This window comes from Litorivita sp. NS0012-18, assembly GCF_040371945.1.
Lineage (GTDB): Bacteria > Pseudomonadota > Alphaproteobacteria > Rhodobacterales > Rhodobacteraceae > Litorivita.
In genome coordinates, this window is record NZ_BAABWS010000001.1 from 1375372 (window position 1) to 1397973 (window position 22602).

22 protein-coding genes are annotated in these 22602 nt (G+C 63.2%); 11 read left to right on the top strand and 11 right to left on the bottom strand.

Going from position 1 to position 22602, the window contains the following annotated elements; all coding sequences use genetic code 11:
* Window positions 1–7: 7 nt before the first annotated feature.
* Window positions 8–727 carry a helix-turn-helix transcriptional regulator gene (locus tag ABWV64_RS06625; protein ID WP_353343468.1) on the top strand — a complete coding sequence of 240 codons (720 nt, stop codon included), beginning with the start codon at window positions 8–10 and terminating at the stop codon, window positions 725–727.
* Window positions 728–776: 49 nt separating this feature from the next.
* Here ABWV64_RS06625 and ABWV64_RS06630 read toward each other — a convergent pair whose 3' ends face one another.
* The 3 genes from ABWV64_RS06630 to ABWV64_RS06640 all read right to left on the bottom strand — a co-directional run bounded on the left by ABWV64_RS06630 (window position 777) and on the right by ABWV64_RS06640 (window position 3737).
* On the bottom strand, window positions 777–1754 hold the full coding sequence (locus ABWV64_RS06630) for a BtrH N-terminal domain-containing protein (RefSeq protein ID WP_353343469.1): 978 nt from the start codon (window positions 1752–1754) through the stop codon (window positions 777–779).
* 61 nt (window positions 1755–1815) lie between these two features.
* Window positions 1816–2745 (bottom strand): cation diffusion facilitator family transporter, encoded by a 930-nt coding sequence (locus ABWV64_RS06635; RefSeq protein WP_353343470.1) that lies wholly within the window; start codon window positions 2743–2745, stop codon window positions 1816–1818.
* Between the two features lie 62 nt (window positions 2746–2807).
* Window positions 2808–3737, bottom strand: coding sequence for an ABC transporter ATP-binding protein (locus tag ABWV64_RS06640; RefSeq protein ID WP_353343471.1), 930 nt, complete (start codon window positions 3735–3737; stop codon window positions 2808–2810).
* Between the two features lie 87 nt (window positions 3738–3824).
* Here ABWV64_RS06640 and ABWV64_RS06645 point away from each other — a divergent pair, with 87 nt between their 5' ends.
* Window positions 3825–4004: a zinc-finger domain-containing protein gene (locus ABWV64_RS06645; protein WP_353343472.1), complete on the top strand. Its 180-nt coding sequence runs from the start codon at window positions 3825–3827 to the stop codon at window positions 4002–4004.
* A 116-nt stretch (window positions 4005–4120) separates the two neighbouring features.
* Here ABWV64_RS06645 and ABWV64_RS06650 read toward each other — a convergent pair whose 3' ends face one another.
* Window positions 4121–4594 (bottom strand): hypothetical protein, encoded by a 474-nt coding sequence (locus tag ABWV64_RS06650; protein ID WP_353343473.1) that lies wholly within the window; start codon window positions 4592–4594, stop codon window positions 4121–4123.
* A 43-nt stretch (window positions 4595–4637) separates the two neighbouring features.
* Here ABWV64_RS06650 and polA point away from each other — a divergent pair, with 43 nt between their 5' ends.
* Window positions 4638–7463: a DNA polymerase I gene (gene polA, locus ABWV64_RS06655; RefSeq protein ID WP_353343474.1), complete on the top strand. Its 2826-nt coding sequence runs from the start codon at window positions 4638–4640 to the stop codon at window positions 7461–7463.
* Between the two features lie 92 nt (window positions 7464–7555).
* On the opposite strand, the gene ABWV64_RS06660 is transcribed toward polA, so the two are convergent.
* Both ABWV64_RS06660 and ABWV64_RS06665 read right to left on the bottom strand, forming a co-directional pair.
* Window positions 7556–7939 carry an HIT domain-containing protein gene (locus tag ABWV64_RS06660; RefSeq protein WP_353343475.1) on the bottom strand — a complete coding sequence of 128 codons (384 nt, stop codon included), beginning with the start codon at window positions 7937–7939 and terminating at the stop codon, window positions 7556–7558.
* Between the two features lie 13 nt (window positions 7940–7952).
* Window positions 7953–9530 (bottom strand): DUF5928 domain-containing protein, encoded by a 1578-nt coding sequence (locus ABWV64_RS06665; protein WP_353343476.1) that lies wholly within the window; start codon window positions 9528–9530, stop codon window positions 7953–7955.
* 147 nt (window positions 9531–9677) lie between these two features.
* On the opposite strand from ABWV64_RS06665, the gene ABWV64_RS06670 reads away from it, so the two are divergent.
* On the top strand, window positions 9678–10496 hold the full coding sequence (locus ABWV64_RS06670; RefSeq protein WP_353343477.1) for a sulfotransferase family protein: 819 nt from the start codon (window positions 9678–9680) through the stop codon (window positions 10494–10496).
* A gap of 399 nt (window positions 10497–10895) precedes the next feature.
* Here ABWV64_RS06670 and ABWV64_RS06675 read toward each other — a convergent pair whose 3' ends face one another.
* Together ABWV64_RS06675 and nth are read right to left on the bottom strand one after the other, a co-directional pair.
* On the bottom strand, window positions 10896–11879 hold the full coding sequence (locus ABWV64_RS06675) for an adenosine kinase (protein ID WP_353343478.1): 984 nt from the start codon (window positions 11877–11879) through the stop codon (window positions 10896–10898).
* Window positions 11876–12520, bottom strand: a complete 645-nt coding sequence (gene nth / locus ABWV64_RS06680) for an endonuclease III (RefSeq protein ID WP_353343479.1) — start codon at window positions 12518–12520, stop codon at window positions 11876–11878. Before nth ends, ABWV64_RS06675 begins: the two co-directional genes overlap by 4 nt.
* A 176-nt stretch (window positions 12521–12696) precedes the next feature.
* Here nth and ABWV64_RS06685 point away from each other — a divergent pair, with 176 nt between their 5' ends.
* The 4 genes from ABWV64_RS06685 (at window position 12697) to ABWV64_RS06700 (ending at window position 15891) form a co-directional block, all read left to right on the top strand.
* Complete coding sequence (locus tag ABWV64_RS06685) at window positions 12697–13320, top strand: Hint domain-containing protein (RefSeq protein ID WP_353343480.1); 624 nt, start codon at window positions 12697–12699, stop codon at window positions 13318–13320.
* Window positions 13321–13606: 286 nt separating this feature from the next.
* Window positions 13607–14404 carry a methylated-DNA--[protein]-cysteine S-methyltransferase gene (locus tag ABWV64_RS06690; protein WP_353344550.1) on the top strand — a complete coding sequence of 266 codons (798 nt, stop codon included), beginning with the start codon at window positions 13607–13609 and terminating at the stop codon, window positions 14402–14404.
* 125 nt (window positions 14405–14529) lie between these two features.
* Window positions 14530–15222, top strand: a complete 693-nt coding sequence (locus ABWV64_RS06695) for a YiaD family glycine zipper/OmpA-like lipoprotein (protein WP_353343481.1) — start codon at window positions 14530–14532, stop codon at window positions 15220–15222.
* 129 nt (window positions 15223–15351) lie between these two features.
* On the top strand, window positions 15352–15891 hold the full coding sequence (locus ABWV64_RS06700) for an NADPH-dependent FMN reductase (RefSeq protein ID WP_353343482.1): 540 nt from the start codon (window positions 15352–15354) through the stop codon (window positions 15889–15891).
* A gap of 4 nt (window positions 15892–15895) precedes the next feature.
* Here ABWV64_RS06700 and ABWV64_RS06705 read toward each other — a convergent pair whose 3' ends face one another.
* Together ABWV64_RS06705 and ABWV64_RS06710 are read right to left on the bottom strand one after the other, a co-directional pair.
* Entirely contained in the window at window positions 15896–16312 is a 417-nt protein-coding gene (locus tag ABWV64_RS06705; protein WP_353343483.1) for a VOC family protein, read from the bottom strand.
* A gap of 100 nt (window positions 16313–16412) precedes the next feature.
* Window positions 16413–17537, bottom strand: a complete 1125-nt coding sequence (locus ABWV64_RS06710; RefSeq protein WP_353343484.1) for an NAD(P)/FAD-dependent oxidoreductase — start codon at window positions 17535–17537, stop codon at window positions 16413–16415.
* Window positions 17538–17637: 100 nt separating this feature from the next.
* On the opposite strand from ABWV64_RS06710, the gene mnmC2 reads away from it, so the two are divergent.
* From mnmC2 to ABWV64_RS06725, 3 genes are all read left to right on the top strand, one after another.
* On the top strand, window positions 17638–18387 hold the full coding sequence (gene mnmC2 / locus ABWV64_RS06715) for a tRNA (5-methylaminomethyl-2-thiouridine)(34)-methyltransferase MnmC2 (RefSeq protein ID WP_353343485.1): 750 nt from the start codon (window positions 17638–17640) through the stop codon (window positions 18385–18387).
* Window positions 18384–19253 carry a DMT family transporter gene (locus ABWV64_RS06720; RefSeq protein ID WP_353343486.1) on the top strand — a complete coding sequence of 290 codons (870 nt, stop codon included), beginning with the start codon at window positions 18384–18386 and terminating at the stop codon, window positions 19251–19253. The genes mnmC2 and ABWV64_RS06720 overlap by 4 nt, the downstream gene beginning before the upstream one ends.
* Before the next feature lie 232 nt (window positions 19254–19485).
* Complete coding sequence (locus tag ABWV64_RS06725) at window positions 19486–20052, top strand: VPLPA-CTERM sorting domain-containing protein (protein ID WP_353343487.1); 567 nt, start codon at window positions 19486–19488, stop codon at window positions 20050–20052.
* Window positions 20053–20364: 312 nt separating this feature from the next.
* On the opposite strand, the gene ABWV64_RS06730 is transcribed toward ABWV64_RS06725, so the two are convergent.
* Window positions 20365–22488 carry a lytic transglycosylase domain-containing protein gene (locus tag ABWV64_RS06730; protein WP_353343488.1) on the bottom strand — a complete coding sequence of 708 codons (2124 nt, stop codon included), beginning with the start codon at window positions 22486–22488 and terminating at the stop codon, window positions 20365–20367.
* Window positions 22489–22602 lie beyond the last annotated feature (114 nt).

The window sequence follows — 22602 nt, forward strand, 5'->3', positions numbered from 1 at the left end:
AGACACCATGCGCCGCGCCGACCGCCTATTCCAGATCGTGCAATATCTGCGGGGCGGACGGCTGCTGACAGCGGCGATGTTGGCCGAGAGGCTGGAGGTCACGCCGCGGACGATTTACCGCGACGTGGCCGACCTCATCGGGTCGGGCGTTCCCATCGACGGCGAGGCAGGTGTCGGATATCTGATGCGCGAGGGATATGACGTGCCGCCCTTGATGTTCACCAATGACGAGATCGCCGCCCTGACGGCGGGGGCGCGGATGATCCGCGCATGGGGCGGGGCGGGCATGGCCTCTGCCGCCGAGGAGGCTTTGGTCAAGATCAACGCCGTCTTGCCCGACGCCGCGCGCGCGCGCGCCGACGCGGTGCGCATCCATGCTTTTCAACCCGCCGAAATGACGCCCGAGCTGCGCGCGCGGCTCGACGATCTGGAGCGCGCTATTGAGGCCCGCAGGCGGCTGCATTTTGCCTATGCGCGCGCCGATGGAACGCCCAGCACCCGCATCGTGCGGCCTGTGGGTCTGTATTTTTGGGGCAAGGTCTGGACCCTTGGCGCATGGTGCGAGACGCGCAACGATTTTCGCAGCTTTCGCATCGACCGCATCGCGCAGATGCAATCGGGCGAGGTGTTTCGCATCGAGCCGGACAAAAGCGCCGCCGCCTATTACGCGCGCCAACGCGCCAATCCCGACACCAGCGGCGGCAAATCCATGGGCGAAATGATCTAGGCCAGCCTACGCACGGGCGCAGGGGCCGTTCGGGCGGCCAAGCCGCGCCTTAGATCTCGGCCAGAAGGGCAAAGGCCTGCTCTTCCCAATCGGCGATTTGCAAAAACAGCGGCGCAACCTCGTCAAGCGCCGCCGGATCGCTTTGCACGGTTTCGAGCAAGGCCGCCGCCCGCGTCCACCCCTGCGCAGATTTGCCGATCAACGCGCGCGCAGGGGCCAGAGCCGCCGCGCCCAGATAGCCCGCCGCCTCGTCCAAAAAAGCGCCATAGATACGCCGGAACAGACCGCCGCCCGTCCCCGCGCGTTCCATCAACATGCCCATTTGCGCAAGCTGCGCAGGCGCATCCTCGATCGTCTGCCCCCAATTCGCGGCCATCCCCGCCGCCTTGCGAATGCCGCTGGCCCCGAAATTGCGGATCGGCGGGGCAAGGTAGGAGGCGGCATTGGCGCGAATGGCCCTGCGCGCCGCTCCCGCCCAATCGGGCTTCGCGCTTGGCCCTTTGACCGTCCACGTCAGCGCATTGGATGCCATCGGACCTTTCCAAAACCGCCCCTGCTCGAACCCGCTGCGCGAGGTGGTCAGCGCGCCGCCCTGTTGCGCGGTATCGACGACAAAGACCTGCTGCGCGTCATAGCCGTAGACCGCGACGTAATGGGCGGCGAAATGGACATCGGACGCGAAATAATCGAGGTAATAGCAATCGAGCTTTGCCCCCACGGGCGTGCCCGCGTCGATGAAAGCGGCGATATTCTCCCATGCTTTCTTGGACGAGCGGGTTTGGCGAAACGCGACCTCGAAGCCCAGATTGGCGGCGGCGTGTTTGGTGACCTCCTCCATTTTGCTGCGCCCCGCGATGAAAGGCGCGGGCATGGATTTGATCGCGAAAATCGCGAAGCCGATCCCTTGGCCCAGCCCGAAGAGCATCGGCTCGCTGATCTCCAGCCCCGCATGGCGCAGCAAATTGCAGGTGGTCGTGGTCTCGCAATGCTGCCCTGCGGCAGGGTTGAAATCGGCAATGATCGTCATCGCGTCCTCCTATATCGCATCGCGCCTCGGCCCCTATCCGAGCGCCCGATTTAGGCCCGACCTAATGCCCGATCAGCGGCGCGCCGGTGCAGGCCGCCCCGCTTTGTTCGAATTCCAATGTGCTGTGCCGGATCGAAAACCGCTCGCTCAGATGGGTCTTGATACGGGTTTTGACCGCCTGCGCATCGGCCCCCTCGCCGATAACGATATGCGCCTCCAGAGCGGTTTCATGCTCTTGCATCCGCCACAGGTGCAGATGGTGCAAATCCTCGACCCCGTGGATGGCGCGCAAACCCGCGACCACATCGTTCAAATCCGTGTCCTGCGGCGCGCCAAGCATCAACACCCGCACCACCGGCCCGACCTCGCGCCCCGCGTGCCACAAGATATAGCCCGAGATCAGCAGCGTGATCAAAGGATCGACCAGCCGCCAGTCATAAAGCAAGATCAACGTCCCGCCGACAATCACCGCCACCGAGCCGAGCGCATCGGCGACATTGTGCAAGAACGCGGCGCGGATGTTCATGCTGTCGCGCGCCATGCGCATGACCAAAAGCGCCGTGATCGTATCGATCACCAACGCCACAGAAGCGACCACCACCACGATCCAGCCCTCGACCGCCGCCGGATTGAAGAGCCGCTCCACCCCCTGCGCCGCCAGATAGAGCGCCACGACAATCAGCGTGGTGTAATTGACCAAAGCCGCGACCACCTCGGCGCGGCCATAGCCAAAGGTCATCCCCGCATCGGCGGGGCGGCGCCCGATCTTGCGCGCCAAAAAGGCGATGATCAGCGACAGCGCATCCGACAGATTGTGAATCGCATCGGCGATCAAAGCGAGCGAGCCGGAAATCACCCCTGCGATGATCTGCACCACGGTGAGCAAGATATTGACCGCAACGGCCAATTGCATCCGCCGGTCGCCCTCCTCCATCTGCGGGTGATGGTGGCCGTGATGATGATGCGAAGGGCCGGAATGATCATGCGGCATCTGCGGTCTCCGAGTTGCGACACATCCAACCTATGCCCGCCTTTGGCAAAACCCAAGCGCGATCAACGGCTGCGGGTGAGGTCCAAAAACACGTCCTGCAAATCGGCCTGTTCGGTTTTCACATCCGAGATCGAAATCCCCGCCGCGCGCACCGCCTCCAAAACCGCATCGGCGCTGGTGGATTTGGAATTATAGCTCAGCGCAATCGCCCCGCCCGCGCGGGTCTCGACCGCGATGCCTTCGGCTTGGGGCAAACGCTCGGGCACGGTGGAGGGCTGGATCACCATGGTTTTCGCATCCAGCGAGCCAAGCAGATTCGCCGTGGTGTCGCGCGCCACCACCTCGCCGTGATTGATGATGGCGATCTCGTCGCACATCTCTTCGGCCTCTTCGAGGTAATGCGTGGTCAAGATGATGGTCATGCCTTGGCGGTTCAATTTGCGCACGTTTTCCCAAAGCATCTGGCGCAACTCGATATCAACCCCCGCCGTGGGCTCGTCGAGCACCAAGATATGCGGGCGGTGCACCAAGGCCTTGCCCAGCAAAAGCCGCCGCCGCATCCCCCCCGACAGGGTGCGCGCATAGGCTTCGGCCTTGTCCTCAAGCCCGATCATTTTCAAAATCCCGTCGCTGTCGCGCTCGCGCGCAGGCACGCCGTATAGCCCCGCCTGCACTTCCAATGCGCCGCGCGGGGTAAAGAAGGGATCAAGGTTCAATTCTTGCGGCATGACGCCAATGGACGCCCGCGACATGCGCGGATTTTCGTCCTGATCAAAGCCCCAGATATTGACGCGGCCCTCGGTTTTCAAAACCAGCCCCGCCAGAATATTGATCAAGGTGGATTTGCCCGCGCCATTGGGTCCGAGAAGGCCGAAAACCGACCCGCGCGGGATGCTCAGATCGATGCCTTTGAGCGCCTCTTTCTCCGGCTCGCCCTTGGCGCCGCGATAGGTTTTGCGCAACCCGCTGATCTCGATCGCATTGGACGTCATGGCGCTCTTGCTCCTGCTCGCTGCTTGGCTCATATTCGCGAGGTAATTCATCCCCTGCCGTTCGGCAACCTAAAGAAGGATTCCGCGATGACCATCGAGGCCCCCGAAACCAAGATTGTGGACAGCTATAAGGTCGCATGCGACGGCGGCGATATCGCGGGCGGTCATCCGCGCGTCTGGCTGCAAATCCCTGCCGATAAAGGGTTTGTCGAATGCGGCTATTGCGATGCGAAATACGTCCATAAGGATTTCGAAGGCAAGGTCTGAGCGCCCCGCCTCAGCGCATGGCCCGAGCGCGCCGCATGGTCCGAGCGTCCGGCCCCAGCGCGCCCCACCGCGCCCCGCACGCTTGGCAAAACGCGTGACCGAACGCGCCGCGCGGCCTAGCTGACCGGAATATCGCCGCTCTCGCAGGGCAAAATCGCCCGCTCGCGCCCGCCCTCGCGGCGCAGATACTCAAGCACATTGCGCCCCGACCAGATGCGGATCGCCTCCCCGCGCGAGGTTTTCCCGCGCCCGATCGCAGTGCCGGTCAGGCTGTCTTGCTTGAAATAGATCACCTTGCCCGTGACCCCGTCGCCGCATTGCATCTGCGCAAATCCCGTGCCCATCGGGCCGTTAGCGCTCCATTGCCCGCCGCAAGGCACGCCGCTGCTCAGCAGACCTTTGACCACGCCTTGCTCCCACCCGTAAGCATGACCGTCAAACACCACGCCCTGCGCGCCGACACAGGCCAGCACCCGCACACAGTTCTCCTCGTCCATCGTATTGCGGCAGGCCTCTGCCTGCGCCGCGCTTTGCAGCGGCAAAAGCCCCGCAAGAGCGACAATGGCGGCTGGAAGAATGGATCGAAACATGGCACTGATATCCTCGCAAATGATACGCAGGCGAGGATAGGACATGAGCATGAATTTCGGCAAGGGGTGCCATCTGCATCTGATCGACGGATCGGCCTTTATCTTTCGCGCCTATCACGCATTGCCGCCGCTGACGCGTAAATCCGACGGATTGCCCATCGGCGCCGTGGCGGGGTTTTGCAATATGCTGCAAAAATATATCGAAGAGGACAACGGCCCCGATGCGCCGACCCATGCGGCGGTGATCTTCGACAAGGGCAGCCATACGTTTCGCAACGATATGTATGACCTCTACAAAGCCAACCGCGACGCCATGCCCGAAGATTTGCGCCCGCAAATGCCGCTCACGCGCCGCGCTACCGAGGCCTTCAACATCGCCTGCGAGGAGCTTGAAGGCTATGAGGCCGATGACATCATCGCCACGTTGGCCGTGCAGGCCCGCGCGGCGGGCGGGCGCGTCACGATCATTTCCTCGGACAAGGACCTGATGCAATTGGTCGGCGGCGGGGTTGAAATGCTCGACGCGATGAAAAACCGCCGCATCGATGTCGAGGGCGTCGAGGAGAAATTCGGCGTTGGCCCCGACCGCGTTGTCGATGTGCAGGCCCTCGCCGGTGACAGCGTCGATAACGTTCCGGGCGCGCCGGGCATCGGGATCAAAACCGCCGCCCTGCTGATCAACGAATTTGGCGATCTCGAAACTCTTTTGGACCGCGCGGAAGAGATCAAACAGCCCAAACGCCGCCAGACCCTGATCGACAACCGTGCGCAGATCGAATTGTCGAAAAAGCTGGTGCAACTGGATTGCAACACGCCGCTGGGCTTTACCCTTGATGATCTCGAAGTGCGCGATCCCGACCCTGACAAATTGCTGCCCTTCCTTGTGGAAATGGAGTTTCGCACCCTGTCGAAACGCGTCGCCGACAGGTTGGGGCGCGAGGCCCCTGAGATCCCCGATGCCGTGCCCGCCGCCTCTGCGGGCGATGCGCAAACCGACGCGCCCGCCGCCCCCGAACAGCCCGATTTCGCCAAGGCGCAATATGAGTGCATCCGCGATATGGCGGCGCTTGAGACATGGATCGCGGCGATCCGCAAACGCGGCTATGTGGCGGTCGATACCGAAACCACCGGCCTGAACGAGATGCGCGCCGATCTCGTCGGCATCTCGCTTTGCGTCGAGGCGGGCCATGCCTGCTATATCCCGCTGATCCACCGCGAAGGCGCCTCGGACGATCTGTTTGCCGAGGACAAACTGGCCGACGGGCAATTGCCCGCCGCCGATGTTCTGGCCGCGCTCAAACCGGTGCTGGAGGATGCGGCGATCCTCAAAATCGGGCAGAATATGAAATATGACGCCAAGATTTTTGCCCGCAACGGCATCACCGTCGCGCCGATCGACGATACGATGCTGATCTCCTACGCGCTGCATGCGGGGCTGCACGGGCACGGGATGGACACTTTGTCCGAACGCTACCTCGGCCATACGCCGATCCCGATCAAACCCTTGCTCGGCAGCGGAAAATCGGCGCGCAGCTTCGATCTGGTGCCCATCGACGAGGCGGTGCCCTATGCCGCCGAAGACGCCGATATCACCCTGCGCCTGTGGCAAATGCTCAAACCGCAGCTTCACGCCGCCAAAGTCACCCGCGTTTACGAGACGCTGGAGCGGCCTTTGGTGCCCGTTCTGGCCGAAATGGAAATGCACGGCGTCAAGGTCGACCGCGATACGCTCTCGCGCATGTCCAACGCCTTTGCGCAAAAAATGGCGGGGCTGGAGGCGGAAATCCACGAACTTGCGGGGCGCAGCTTCAACGTCGGATCGCCCAAGCAACTGGGCGAAATCCTGTTTGACGAAATGGGCCTTGAGGGCGGCAAAAAGGGCAAAACCGGCGCCTATGCGACGGGGGCCGATGTGCTTGAAGACCTCGCCGCCGAGGGGCACGACCTGCCCGCGCGGGTGCTCGACTGGCGCTCGCTGAGCAAGCTCAAATCCACCTATACCGACGCGCTGCAAGAACATATCAACCCCGACAGCGGCCGCGTGCATACCTCCTACCTCATCGCGGGGGCCAATACCGGACGGCTGGCCTCCTCCGATCCGAACCTGCAAAACATTCCCGTGCGCACCGAAGAAGGCCGCCGCATTCGCGAAGCCTTTGTCGCCGATGAAGGCAAATGCCTGATCTCGCTCGATTACAGCCAGATCGAATTGCGCATCCTCGCCCATATCGCGGGGATCGACGCGCTCAAACAGGCCTTCCGCGACGGGCAGGACATCCACGCCATGACCGCCTCGGAAATGTTCGACGTGCCGCTGGACCAGATGACCCCCGACATCCGCCGCCAAGCCAAGGCGATCAATTTCGGCGTGATCTACGGCATCTCGGGCTTTGGCCTCGCGCGCAACCTGCGCATCCCGCGCTCCGAGGCCCAAGGCTTCATCGACCGCTACTTCGAACGCTTCCCCGGCATCAAACAATATATGTCGGACACCACCGATTTTGCCAAAGAGCACGGCTTTGTGCGCACCCTCTTTGGCCGCACCATCCACACGCCCGAGATCGCCGCCAAAGGCCCGCGCGCCGGATTTGCCAAACGCGCCGCGATCAACGCGCCGATCCAAGGCACCGCCGCCGACATCATCCGCCGCGCCATGATCCGCATGCCGGACGCCATCAAGGACCTGCCGTGCAAAATGTTGCTACAGGTCCATGATGAATTGATCTTCGAAGTCGAGCGCGGCGCCGCCGAACAGGTGATCGACGTGGCGCGAGGCGTGATGCAAAACGCCGCCGATCCGGTGGTCAAGCTCGACGTGCCGCTCGTCGTCGACGCGGGCACCGGCGACAACTGGGCGCAGGCGCATTAACTTTTATGCCTTCGGCGAGGATATTTGACGAACCTGCAAAAGCGCCGCCGCTTGCTGGTTCTGAAAATATCCCCGCCGGAGGCTGAAATCTCTTATTCGGCCTTGGCCAGCATCCGGCCCAAACGCCGGCCGCCCAAGATATGCACATGCAAATGCGGCACCTCTTGCACGCCCGCATCGCCCGCGTTTGAAATCGCGCGAAACCCGCCGTGACCTGCGCCGGGTTCGACTTGCATGATCTTGCAGACCTCGCCGATGGCGCGGGTGAAATCTACGATCTCGGCCTCGGAGGCCGTATTGGCGAAATGGTCGTAAGTGACGTAAGGCCCTTTGGGGATCACCAGAACATGCACCGGCGCTTGTTCGGAGATGTCATGAAAGGCGAGGCTGTGTTCGGTTTCGAGCACGGTTTTATTGGGAATTTCGCCGCGCAGGATTTTGGCGAAAACGTTTTGATCATCATAGAGATAGGCCATAGGGCGCGCTCCTTTAGTCGGTAAACAGATGCGGCGTTGCCGCGATGTCATGGGCCGTGTCCGGCGCGATGGCAAGGAATTGCGCCAAGGGCGCGGCATTTTCCTCGGGCGTGGCGCGTTGGCGCAGCCGGTAGAGATATTCGAACCCCGCCTCGCGGATGTGATCGCTTTCATAGACCATATCGTTGCGGATCGTCGGCAGCAGCCGCTCGAGCGTGTCGGGCGAGGTTTGCTCGCCCGCAAGGCCGACGCGTTTGGCGTGGCCCACCAGATAGTCGTCGTCGAACACGCATTCGATTTCCAAAATCCGCGTCACCGAGCGATCCGAGCCGAAATCCTGCATCAGTTCCAGATTGGACGGGTCGAGGCAGATGATCAATTGATCCGTGTCGTAATAATCGAACAGCATCCGCATCAAGGCGCGCCTGTGGCGGGTGCGTTTGCCCAAGGTCGATTGGATCCCGCCCAGATCGGGCAGATCGCAGCTTTCCTCATTAAACAGATATTCGATCGCGGGCACATTGGTGACCTTGCGCACCTCATGGAGCAACCGTTTGGCAACGTGCCATTTCTTGCACACGACGATCATCAACTCGCGCTCGCGGCCAAGGGTGCTTTCGGCCTCCCAAAAGCGCGGCGCGAAATGGCGGCCGATGCGGCCGCGTCCGGTCAGGAATTTGAACAGGCTGCGCCCTTCGTTGGAGATTTTGAACTCCACTCCCTCGCTGGCATAAAGCCGCCCCAAACGGCGTTTAAGCTCGTTGGCTTCGGGGCTGATCTTGCGGGCGAAAAGGAAATCCTGACTGAGCAGCAGATCATAGTGGTCGTTATAGAAGGTCACCGGCATGCCGTAATCGGTGAACATCAAAAACGTCAGCGTGCGGTTCTCGATCTCGTTTTCGGGCACCAGATGGCGCACGAGGGTTTGGAAAAACGTCTCGTCGGGGATCCATGTCGTGCGGAAAAACCGCATCACATCGCGGCGCTGTTTGGTGAAATCGAGAATCCATTCGATGGTGCGGCGGCGCAGGCACCACCATTGGCTGCCGATCATCATCTGCAAATCATGGGGCACCTCGCGCGTCAGCCCCAAACGGCGCTGCAGGTTCATCGAGGCGTAGAACAGGCGCTTGTGATTGCGCTCGTTAAAGAAATGCCGGTAGATCAGCCGCTCTTCCTTGATGCCGGTCTTGATCCAGTCGCTTTCGAAATAATCGACGCTTTCCACATAGTCGCAATCGCGCGCGTCCAGAAATTCATGCGCATATTCCGCCGATTTTATCGCCATGCAATCGCCCGACAGCATGTAAAAATGCGTGGCGCGCGGGAAGGCGTCGACCGCCGCCTCGACCGCATGGAGCGTCGCTTGCACGAGGCTCCATTCGCCCCAGCCGCATTTGATCCGTTTGCGCGCGAAGGTGACATTGGGATTGCCGTCCAATGCCTCGCGGATGCGTTGGAAATCTTCGGGTTTGGCGCGCGCGTCGAAATGGATCGACATCACATCGCCCACCGCCGTCAGGCGCTCGGCCTGTTTGATGATGGCATCAGGGTCCTTGTGGCATAAAAGGATGAAGGCGATTTTTGCCATTTTGGAAACCAATAGCCCCTATTTACGGTGATTGTTTACCTTGATAGAGATGAACAGGCGTTGAATAAACAGCAATTTTCTGCTTTTTTAGCAAGATAGTAACTGCGGCGGGCCAAAAAGCCGCAGATCGATTGGAGGCGGCAGCATATGGGGTTTCCCGGAACTTGGATGACGCAGAGTGAAAGCGTCGTGTATCGCGTGGTGCCCAAATGCGCCTGTTCGACCATCGGGCAAATTATGTATTACTCCGATCACGGTGCGTTTTTCGACGGCGACATTCATGACGCCCAAGAGGGCTTGCACAAATGGGCGCTCGACGACAGCCAGCCCAAGATCGAAGCCAATGTCAAAAACCACAGCTCCTATGCCTTTACCTGCGTGCGCAACCCCTACACGCGCATCCTGTCGTCGTTTTTCGACAAGATTTGCGGCATCCAGCGCAACGGCAAACGCTATCGCGGCAATCTGGTGCCGCTTTTGATCCAGAAATACGGGATCGATGTGGGCGGGCCGGACGGGCAGGACGAGTTTGACCAGATCCAGAGCTTTCGCCGCTTCTTGCTCTTTGCGCGCGACACCATCCGCTGGCGCCGCCCGATGGAGCCGGACATCCATTGGTCGGCCATGTCAGGGCATATTTCGACCTTCATCGTCAATGGCGGCAGCTACGACAAGATTTTCTGGACCGAGGCCTTCAATGACGGGATGCAACAGGTGCTTGATGCGATCGAGACGCCCCATGCGGTCGATTTAAGCAGCATTCCGCGGTTCAATGAGAGCGAGGGCCACGGGCCCAAACGCGCCCATCCGGTCGAGGAGTATTTCGACGATCTGTCGATGCATCTGGTTTATGAAATCTACAAACGTGATTTCCACCTGTTCAAATATGATTTCGAAAATCCGGCCAATAAAATGCCGGTGGGCGAGATTGATCTGGACGAGGTGCATGCCAAGCTGGGCGATTAACGCGCGGCGGTGACCGCAAAGGCGGCTGGCGGAGGGGGGGCTGTCTGCCCCCCTCGGCCTTGCGGCCTCACCCCCCGAAAGTATTTGCACCAAGAAAAAGCGGCGCGGACAGTTTGGCGCGATTTTTCACGGCTTTCGTAACCTTTGTTTAAGGTTAATCGCGCTACACCTAAGGCAGGGAACAGGCGGAAGCGCCGATGGCCCTCCAAGGAAAAGCCGCCCCCTGCGCCGATGGTGTAGCGGGGCGCGCACCTTGGACCAGCGAACGACTTGTATGCGTGCAAAATGCCGCATGCGGCCACATGTGCAAAAGGCCTGTGGCGACACGGCGCGGAAAATCGCGCTGGCCAGTCTCAAATGGCGCGGGGCGGGGCGGAAAGCCTTTCCCCGCGTTTTTGATCAGAGCAGGCCCTCGGCGCGAAACAGCGCTTTGAGATCGGTTTCGGGGCGCGCGCCATAATGGCCGATCACCTCATGCGCCGCGATACAGCCCATGCGCCCCGACACCGCAAGCGATTGCCCCGTCGCCAGACCAAAGAGAAAACCGGCGGCGAATTGATCGCCTGCGCCGGTGGCATCGACCACTTTGGCGGGGGTCACGGGCACCACGGCTTCTTCGTCACCGCGCACCAGCACCACGTCATCGCCGCCGCGGGTGCAGACCACGAGGCCCGCCTCTGACGCGGCTTGCTCCAATGCGGCGGAAAGATCCGTTTGGTAGAGCGATTCCCATTCGTGCTCGTTGCCGATCACATAGTCGAGGTCTTTGACCAAGCGGCGGAAATCATCGCGGTGACGGTCAACGCAGAAGGGATCGGAGAGCGAGATGCCCGCCAGACCGCCCGCCGATTTGCAAGCTTTGGCGGCGGCCTCGAAGGCGGTTTTGCCTTGGTCCTTGTCGTAAAGATAGCCTTCGAGGAAGAGGATTTGTGCCGCGCCCGCGACATCGTCCGACACATCATCGGGGCCAAGATCGGCGGATATGCCCAAATAGGTATTCATCGAGCGCTCGCCATCGGGCGAAACAAAGATCATCGAGCGCGAGGTCGGCAAATCGCCGCCCGCCACCGGCGGGTTGACGAAATCCGTGCCGCCCTTGGCCATTTCCTCGGCGTAGAACCGGCCCAGCGCATCGTCATGCACCCGCCCGATGAACCCCGTGGTCAGGCCCAGATTGCCCAGACCGGCCAATGTATTGGCCACCGACCCGCCTGGGGCCTGCACGCGCTCTTTCATCGCGGCATAAAGCATCTCGCCGCGCGCCTTTTCGGTCAGCGTCATGATGCCTTTTTCGATTCCCATCAGGTCGAGAAAGCTGTCGTCTGCGGGGCTGATCACATCGACAATGGCATTCCCGATGCCGACGACTTGGTATTTGCTCATAGGTTCTTTTCCTCAAATTCACACAGGTCGCGTATCAGACAAGTGCCACAAAGTGGTTTACGCGCCTTGCAAGTATAGCGCCCGTGCAAGATCATCCAGTGATGGGCATGGCGTTGGAATTCGGCGGGGATCTGGTCCTCGATGGCGCGTTCGACCGCGACGACATCCTTGCCAGGGCATACGCCCGAGCGGTTGCCAAAGCGGAAGATATGGGTATCGACGGCCTGTGCGGGCATGCCCCACCACATGTTGAGCACGACATTGGCGGTTTTGCGCCCCACACCGGGCAAGGATTGCAGCGCGGCGCGGCTGGACGGCACCTCGCCGCCGTAATCGCGCACCAGAATTTCGCTCAACTTCATGACATTCTTGGCTTTTTGCCGGAACAATCCGATGGTTTTGATATGCTCGGTCAGCCCCTCAAGCCCCAGATCAAGCATCTTTTGCGGCGTATCGGCGATCTGGAACAGCTTGGCGGTGGCCTTGTTGACCCCCGCATCGGTCGCCTGCGCCGACAGCGCCACCGCCACCACCAGCGTATAGGCATTGGTGTGGTCAAGCTCGCCTTTGGGTTCGGCCTCTGCCTCGGCAAAGCGCGAAAATATCTCAAAGATCGTATGATAGTCGAGTTGTCTGGCCATGCCTGTTCTATGCCCGCACTCACGGCGCAAGACAAGTTTGATCGGGGTTTGCGCCAAACTTACGAAAATTCGAGATGATTTTTGCTCAAGCTTTCGAGGCTTTTGATTTGGCGATTCAAGTCGCGATTAATAACTTGGGCGCAGGGTAATAGGGCAACTGGCATGAGACAATGAACATGAACCTGACAACGACGCCTGTATCGGGCTTTGGCCCCGGAACGATTGTGATGACCACCGATGGCGAGATGCCTGTCGAATGGCTCGCCCCCGGTGACAAGATGATCACCCGCGATCACGGCGCGCAGCCGATCCTGTGGATGGGACGGATGCGCGGCACCACGCCCGAGGGCGTGCCTTTGCCCGATCCGGTCGTGCTTTATCCTGGCGATGGTCCCGTCGGCGACAGCCCGATCGAGCGGCTGCGCCTCGCACCGGGGCATCGCGCGATGCTGCGCGTGCCTGATGTGCAATTGCATCACGGCACCGACGAGGCCTTGGCCCGCGTTTCCGATCTGTCGCGCCGCCATTCCAAACGTCCCGATCCCAATATGGGCGGGCTGGTCTATCATCACATTTTGATGGAGCAGCACGAATTGGTCAACGCAGGCGGGCTTTGGGTCGAAACCGTGGACGCCGAGATGGCGCTGCGTCTGGATGTGCCCGATTGGGTGCGCAAGAAGAGCCGGATTTTCGACCCGAATGCGCAGACCGCGCGCATGTGCCTGACCCGTGACGAGGCGCAGATGATCCGCCAAACGGCACCGGTGGATATGTCGCTTCTGGACCTGCTGGTTGCCTAGGCGCTCCGCCGCTTCGCGGTGAGGGTCCAAGCGCGCGGGTGAGTCACCGGCGCGCTTTCTCTTTGTCCGCGCCGCCGCGATTGCGCAAAATTCGGGTCGCGCGGCGGCGCGCGGCTCGCTAGGCTCGTCTCATCCAAGCCATGAGAGTGTGACCATGACCCAAGCCGCACAATGCCCCCCCAAGGCAGCCCCCGATGCGGCGTCGCCCGCCGCCCCTGACCCGCGCCCCGACCTTGCGCCTGCCCAGACCGATGCCGCCGCGCAGGGCGGCTATCACTACGCCGTCATGCGCCGCGCCATCGAGGCGATCGACGCCGCCGATGGGCCGCTTTCGCTGGAGGCCCTATCGGCGCAGATCGGCATGAGCCCCGCGCATTTCCAGCGGCTGTTCTCCGCATGGGTGGGCATCTCGCCCAAGCGCTACCAACAATATCTGCACCTCGATCAGGCCAAACAGATGCTGCGCGAGCGCATGACCACATTGCAAACCAGCCACGCCATCGGCCTGTCCGGCAGCAGCCGCCTGCATGATCTTTTCGTGCGGTGGGAAGCCATGAGCCCGGGTGATTTTGCGCGCAAGGGCGAAGGGCTGACCATCCATTGGGGCTGGTTCGACAGCCCCTTTGGCCCCGCGTTGGTCATGGGCACGGATCGCGGCCTTTGCGGGTTGGCCTTTGCCGCCGAAACCGGACCCGAGGCGGCGATGGCGGATTTGCGCGCGCGCTGGTCCAAGGCGCGGTTTGCCGAAAACCCGCGCGCCCTTGCGCCCATGGCAAAGGCCGCGCTCGCCCAGCGCGGCGAAACCCGCCTGCATCTGATCGGCGCGCCCTTCCAGATCAAGGTCTGGGAGGCGCTTTTGCGCATCCCCTCGGGCCATGTCACCACCTATAGCGAGATCGCAGGTGCCATCGGCAGCCCCCGCGCCGTGCGCGCCGTCGGCACCGCCGTGGGCCGCAATCCGGTCAGCTGGCTGATCCCCTGCCACCGCGCCTTGCGCAAATCCGGCGCGCTTGGCGGATACCACTGGGGCCTGCCGGTCAAACGCGCGCTTTTGGCCTATGAAAGCGCCCGCCGCGACGGATAGGCGATGCGCTATTTTCCGCCGATTGGTGCCGCCTGCGCCCGCGCGCCCTGTTGGGCCGCGCGCAAACTCGGCCTATATAAGGGAAAACCCCGCCCGAGACGGGCACAAATGACCGAGGCAAAGACATGACCCAAACACAAACCGCCGCCGCGCGCCCCCGCGCCTTTCCCAAATCCGCTCTCGCGCTTGGCGCGGCCTCTTTGATCGCGCTGACCGCTTGCACCGATCCGGCGATGATGAACCCCGATGATCCGCAGCGAAACACCAAACAAGGCACGCTTTTGGGCAGCCTCGTCGGCGCCGCCGCGGGCGCCATGGTCTCGGACAACAAAGCCAAAGGCGCGGTGATCGGCGGGCTGGTCGGCGCGGGCGCAGGCGCGGCCATCGGCAACAACCTCGACAAACAAGAGGCCGCATTGCGCCGCGATCTGGGCAATGACAATGTCACCATCCGCAACACCGGCGACCGGTTGATCGTGACCTTGCCGCAAGACATCCTCTTTGCCACCGACAGCGCCTCGCTGCGCCCCGATCTGCAAAGCGATCTGCGCACCGTCGCGGCCAATCTGAACGATTACCCCAATACCACCGTGCAGGTTCTGGGCCATACCGACAACACCGGCGGGGCCTCCTATAACCTCGACCTGTCGGCGCGCCGTGCCAGCACCGTGGCCAATGTGTTGATCGCGTCGGGGGTTGCACCCTCGCGCATCGTGACGACGGGCCGCGGCGAGGATCAACCGATTGCCTCGAACCTGACGCCCGAGGGCCGCGCGCAAAACCGCCGCGTTGAAATCGTGATCTTGCCGAACGCCTAAACCGCGCCGCGCCGCATCGCCATCTATAAACGCCCCGCCTGTCCATAGGTCGGGGCGTTTTCTTTTGGCCTTTTCATGGCGGCGCAAGGCTCTAGGGTGGGGCGCGTCACTCTTTGGAAGGAATTGCCCATGTCGTCCCCTGCTCCCGTGATCGGCCTGTGCGGCGCGCTGCGCGCCGGATCGACCAATGCGCTTTTGCTGGCCGAGGCGGCGCGACTTTATGGCGGTCCCTATGCGGCGCCCTCGCTCGACCTGCCGCTCTATAGCCAAGACATCGAGGACGCGGGCATGCCCGAAGCGGTCACCGCCTTGGCCGAGGCCATCGCCGCCGCTCCCGCGGTGATCATCTCCAGCCCCGAATACAACAGCGCCGTATCGGGGGTTTTGAAAAACGCGCTCGATTGGGTCAGCCGCACGCCGATCAAACCCTTTGCCGCAAAACCCGTCGCCATCATGACCGCTGCGGCGGGCATGACCGGCGGCGCGCGCGCGCAAGTCATGCTGCGCGCCTGCCTGACGCCGTTTCGCGCGCGCATCATCGCAGGGCCGGATGTGATGCTTGGCGACAGCCGCAATGCCTTTGACGCGCAGGGGCGGCTGACGCGCGAGACGACGGCGAACATGCTCGCCGATCTGATGGAGGCGCTGCGCCGCGAGGCGGAGCAATGACGCCCTAGAGCCGGTTCGACACTTCGATCAGATTGCCATCGGGATCGCGCAGATAGATCGACAGGATCGGCCCCTGCGCCCCCGTGCGCGCCACGGGGCCTTGCGCGATGGCGATGCCCGCGCGGGCCAGATGCGCGGCCCACTCCTGAAGCGGCGTTTGCGACAGGAAACACAAATCCGCCGAGCCTGCGGCCACCTGCGCCGCCTTCGGCTCGAACTCGGCGCCCAGCACATGCAGGTTGATTTTCTGCGCGCCAAAGACCAAAGCCGGACGCGGCGCGCCGCCCTTCGGGGTGAACCACTCGGCCCGCATACCCAGCGCCTGATAAAAGGCGATGCTGCGGTCCAGATCGCGCACCGTCAGCACCAGATGGTCAAGGCTCTGCACAGCGGGGCCGCCCGCCGCTTGCATGTCTTGCATTGTCGTCTCTCCTGTCTGCCGCGCCCTGTAGGGTCCGCGCCCTATGGACTGCGCGCCTTGTGAGTTTCGCGCCCTATGGACTGCGCCATCGCTGCACGGCTCAAAAATTCGCTTCCGGCTCAAAGCCTTGGGGAATATCCGCCGCCCCGCCGAGCACCAGATCGGCCATAACCTCGCCCGCTTTGGGCGCCATGCCAAAGCCGATTTTGAACCCGCCATTGGCGATATAGGCCCCCTCATGCAGCGGATGCGCGCCCAGCATCGGCGCGCGCGAGCGCGCCTTGGGCCGCACCCCTGCCCAGCGCTCGATCACCGGCGCATCGGCCAGAGCGGGCAAGGCCGCGCGGGCAGCCGCGATCACCGCATCCAGCTGCGCATCGGTGCTACGCGCATCGCGATACGCGCGCTCCGAGGTCGAGCCCACGGCCACCGTGCCATCCGCGTGGGGCACCACATGCACCCCGCCCGCAAATATCTGCGGCAAGCCCGAGGCCTCATAGCGCAGCAAAGCGCCCTGCCCCTTGACGCCGCCGCCCACGGGGCGCGCCCGCGCCGCCGATATCGCCTCCAGATCGGCCACGCCGGTGCACCAGATCACCGCGCCCTCGTCCGCCCCCACCTGCACGATCTCGCCGCCCTTGACGCGGATCGCTTCGGCCAAGGCCTGCGCCGCCATGCGCGGATGCATCCGCGCCGAGAGCGTATCATAGACGTAATATCCCGTCGGGCTATGCGGCCGCCATGCGCCCCATGCCGCGACCGTATCGGCAACCGTATCTGCACTGCCCCGTGCACCGATCTCTGGACTGGCCTCTGCACTGGCCTCTGCGCCCGCATCCGCCCGCATACCCACAACCTGCCACGCCGCGCGCCCTTGCCATAGCGCCTGCGCCCCCGCGATGCGCCCGCGCGCCAGATCCACGGCCCGCGCATCGGCCAAGGGCTGCACCCGCCCGAGGCGCGCATAGCCCGAGGGCAAGCCGCACACCGCCTCGACCTGCTTCCAATAGGCCTCGGCCATCAACAGGCTCTCGAGTTGAAAGGCTTTTTTCGGGTTCCAGTTTTCCGGCACATGCGGCGCCAAAGCCCCGACCACGCCGCCGCTCGCCCCCGCGCCCACGCCGTGGGGGTCAATCACCCGCACCCGCGCCCCGCGCAAGATCAAGGACCACGCCACCGACAGGCCGAAAATCCCCGCCCCCCTTACCGTAGCATCCACAGCCATCCATCGCCCCCATTGCCATTTGCCCGCAGCCTGCGCATTTTGGGCGGGCGCGGCCGATCACGGCGCGCCGGTTTTCACTGCTTCTCTAAGGGACCCCGCGATGCAAAGCCAGCACGCAGACCTCACATGGCGCGACAGCGGTGTGCCGGTCTCGACCCGTTTCGACGACCCCTATTTCAGCCTCGAAAACGGGCTGGCCGAAACCGCCTATGTGTTTTTGCAAGGCAACGATTTGCCCGAACGCTTTGCGGACGGCTTCCACATTGCCGAGCTTGGCTTTGGCACGGGGCTGAACCTATTGGCGGCGCTGCGCCTGTGGCGGCAAAGCGGCGCGCAGGGGCGATTGCATTTCACCTCCTTCGAGGCCTTCCCGATGCAGGCCGCCGAGATGCGCCGCGCCCATCGGGCCTTTGCCGAGATCGCGCAGATAAGCGACGATCTGATGCCCCGCCTCGAAGCCTCGCCAAAGCAGCTCTCGCTGCCCGATCTTGAATTCACCCTCATCGAGGGCGATGCGCGCGAGACCGTGCCGCAGTGGCAAGGCCGCGCCGATGCGTGGTTTCTGGACGGGTTTTCTCCGGCCAAAAACCCCGAGCTATGGGATGCGGCGCTGATGCGCGCGCTTGCCCGCCGCACCGCCCCGATGGGCACGGCGGCCACCTATACCGCCGCCGGTTTCGTGCGCCGCAATCTGGCCGAGGCGGGGTTTGACGTGCGCCGTATCAAGGGCTTTGGCCGCAAGCGCCATATGACCACGGCGCAGATGCCCGCCGCTGGTCCAGCCGTGGATTCCGCCGTGGGTCCCGCCGCGCCCCGCAATGAGACCGATCCGCAAAGCCCGCCCGCATGAGCGCCGCGCAAAACACCCGCCTCGGGGTGATCTTGATGATCGCCACGACCTTTGTCTTCGCCGCCCAAGACGGGATTTCGCAATATCTCGTGCGCGAATACAATGTGCGCATGGTGGTGATGATCCGCTATTGGTTCTTCGCGGTTTTCGTCATCGCCGTGGCCAGCGCCAAGGCCGGAGGCCTGCGCGCCGCCGCCCGCACCGATCAGCCCGTCTTGCAAATCCTGCGCGGCACGCTTCTGGCGGCGGAAATCTGCGTCATGGTTTTGGGGTTCAAACTGCTCGGGCTGGTGGAAAGCCACGCAGTTTTTGCCTGCTATCCGCTGCTCATCGCGGCGCTGTCTGGGCCGGTCTTGGGCGAGCGCGTCGGATGGCGCAGATGGGCGGCGATCGGCGCGGGGTTTGTCGGGGTGATCATCGTCTTGCAACCCGGTTTCGGGGTGTTTCGCCCCGCCGCTGTGATCCCTTTGATCGCCGCCTTGATGTTCGCGCTCTACGGGCTTTTGACGCGCTATGCCGCCCGCCGCGACAGCGCCGCCACCAGCTTCTTTTGGACCGGCGTGACGGGGGCGGTGGTTTTGACCGCCGTGGGCATCGGCACATGGGAGCCGATGAGCGCCTATGACTGGCGCTGGATGGCGCTGTTATGCGTGACCGGCGCGCTGGGGCATTACCTGTTGATCCGCTGCTACGAGGTGGCCGAGGCCAGCGCGGTGCAGCCCTTTGCTTATCTACAACTGGTCTTTGCCTCGGGCATCGGGGTGATGGTCTTCGGCGAGGTCGTGCCCCATCACGTCGCCTTGGGCGGGGGCATCATCGTGAGCGCCGGTCTGTTCACCCTGTGGCGCGCACGCCAAGCGGCATAGGCGGGGCGCGCGGCGGCGCGAGATGCGGGCGGCGGCGCCTGCGGGCCAAAAAACACGCCCCCCCCTCTTGCGGTCGCAGGTTTGCTTTCATCTGGGACACAATGCCGGATATTCAAGCGGAGTGCCGTGCCCCGCGCGGCGCAAGGGGCGCGCCCCTTGACTCACACCCCAGTCTTGCGGAACTCTGGACGGATTGAACAATCCTTAACTCAACCTTTTTTCTGGGGGACATATGAAGTATTTTACGATCGCCGCCACGGCCTTGGCGCTCACTGCGGGCGCGGCAGGCGCCGCAACATTCCATGATGAAGCCATTGACGGAGACCTCACCAATTTCCTGTCCACTGTTGGCTCATCGGCCAATCCTTTCTTTGATCTCACGACCGCAGGAAGCTACACAATTGTCGGCACCCTTGATGCCGGAGGCTCCGGCACAAGTGACGGTGTAGATGAATTCGACACCTTCCAGTTTTCCGTGAGCGGAGATTTCACAGTCGATTTGACAACCATCTCGGGCCTGACGTTCGGGACCCTCTATGACGACGGTGGCGGCTGCTGCTTCAGCTTCGCGGGTTCTGGCTCTTCTGGAACGGATATTTTCGCATCACTCGGGACCCTTCCCGCGGGCACATACGGCTTCGGGGTCGTGCCGTCAGGCAACAGCGGAGTGCATAGCTACAGCCTGACGATCAACACAACGAGTGGCATTCCCGACGTCCCTCTGCCGGCAGGATTTCCCTTGCTTGCGGCCGGCCTGATCGGCATGGGCGCTCTCGCGCGTCGCAAGAAAGCGGCCTGACCCCAATGCCCAAGCGCGCCAGACGGCCGCGCTTGGGCTGACCTGCTGCCCTGTGGCGCTGATCGGAGCACTTGCACGAACGGGCCGACACCCGCAGATCTTGCGAGTGCGCGGGACAGTGGCGCGGCCGCTCACGCAGCCCCAGCGGTCTTTCAAACGACATTGGTTCTCGCGTCGGATCATGCGGCGGGCGGTGCGCTCGCCGTGGCCCCTCGCGCCGCATCCGGACATCCCGAAACGCCACCGACGCAATACCGACGTTTTACCGACGTGATACAGGCAGCCGGTTTTGCCCCTTTGCGCGCCGCCGCGTCACTCGCTCGGCGGGCGCAAGCTATGGCCGCTGATCTCCGCGCTGAAGGGCATGGGCAGCGCATCGCCGCCAAGGCGCGCGCGGTAGACCGGCAAGCTCTCGGCCACCCGCATCACGTAGTTTCGTGTCTCGCGAAAGGGGATATGTTCGATCCAGTCGACCATATCGATCTCGCCGTTGAGCGGATTGCCAAACTCCTCCATCCAGCGGATCGGACGCGACGGGCCGGCATTGTAAGCCGCTGATATCATGATGACATTCCCGTCAAACCGCGCTGCCATCTGCGACAGATATTCGCTGCCCAGCACGGCGTTATAGCGCCAGTCCTGCCCCAAACGGCGCGCGTCATAGGCCAGCCCGAGCCCCTGCGCTACTTCCTTGGCCGTGGCAGGCATCAGTTGCATCAACCCCTGCGCGCCCACGCCGCTGCGCACCCGCGGGTCAAACTCGCTCTCGCGCCGCGCAATCGCCAAAGCCATCTCCTTGGCCACCGGCAAATCCATGTAACGCATTTCATGCAAAGCATAATATGGCCCCGGCAACACATGCCCCTCGCGCGCCGAACGCTTGCCGACCATGACCTGTAGATGCGGGCGGTTCATCGCCTCGAGCATCGCGCCCATCTGTCCGATCTGGGTGCGGTCAAGGCTCTCGGCGAGATGGGTATAGAACCGTTCGGCCAGCCCGATCTCGCCCGCCTCCAAGGCCGCCCGCGCCACCTGCGCGACGGGGCGCTGCAAAAATTCCGCGCGGCGCCAATCGGCGAAAATCTCATCGCCCGCCAGATCGCTATCGACCGGCAATCCGGCGCGCTCTGCGGCCAGCAGTCCGTAAAAGCTGGTTTGATGCTGCGCGCCCAAGACATAGCCGCGCGCCGCGCGCTGCGTATCGCCCAAGGCCTCGGCGGCACGGCCGATCCAATAGCCCGCACGGCCCAATGAAATAGGGGTTTGCACCGCCGCGCGGAAGCGGTCGAAATGCTCCAAAGCCACGGCGGGCTTGTCCAGATAGCGCAGCGCCAGATAGCCCGCCAGCCACTCCAGATCGGCGTAGTTGGACCCTTCGGAAAGCTGGTGCTGCGCCGCCAGTTGATAGGCCAGTTGCGCCTTGCCGCCCCGCATCAATTGCCGCGCCAAGGACCGCCGCTCGCTGGCCCAACGCTCGGGCAGCCCCAAACCGCCCGCGATCTCGGAGCGCGCCAGCATCAAGGCTGCGGCCTCTTCTGCGGTGCCGCTTTTCATGATCCGGCGGAAGCGGTCATAGGCCAGCCCCGCATCGCCGCGCTGCGCGAGCGGCAGGGCCGCGATCATCGCATCGGCCCCCGCCGCGCCGCTTTGCACCGCTTGGCGCGCCTTGGCCAAACCCCAATCGGGCGCGGCGACCAAAGGCTCCATCAAGGCCGCATCGCCGTCAAGCCCGCGCCACAGCGCCATCCGAAGCCGCGCCCCGTGATGCGGGGCCAGCCACGCGCCGTGCCGCTCCAAAAACCGTTGGTGATCACGGGTGCCAAGATCAAAACTGCGCCACGCATCGGTGACCAGCGCCTCAGCCTTGGCCGCTTGCCCCGCCGCGATCAAGGCCTGCGCATAGCGCAAAACCCCCGCGCCGGTTTGCGGCCCATAGCCGCCGTAAAACGCCAAAACCTGCGCATCATCGGCCATCTCGAAAGCAGGCTCGGCGCGCTTGCGCAGATACTCCAAACCGGGCCAACCGCCATGTTTATCAAGGAAGGCGAGCGTCTCTTCGGCGCTGCCTTGCCCTGCGCGCAGCCTCACCCATTCGATCAGGTCAGGCCCGAGCGGATCAGCGCGTTTGGACAATTCCACCGCATCGGCCCAACGCCCCGCAGAGGCCAACCGCAGCGCGCTGCCCAAGGGGCGCGGCGCAAGGCGCGAGGGCGGCGGCGCAATCACGGCGGCCACGGAAATCGGCGGGCTGCCCGCCTCTTGCGCCCGCTGCGCGCTTTGCGCCTGTGCGGCTTGTTGAGGCGCAGGTGCAAGCACATGCGCGGCGGGTTTCACAGCGGGCCGCATCACCGGACGCAAGGAAACCGAAACCGCCTCGCCCGCCGCCCCTTGGGGCAGGCACAGACCGAGCGCTATGATCGACGCAATACGCAACATCTCTTGCAATTCCTGCCAAGGCAAAGGATAGACAGCGCTAATCTAAAGCTGTGGCCCCCGCCCGTCCATTCACAAACTTGGCAGCGCGCCAAGGGAGGGGTAAGGTCCGCCGCA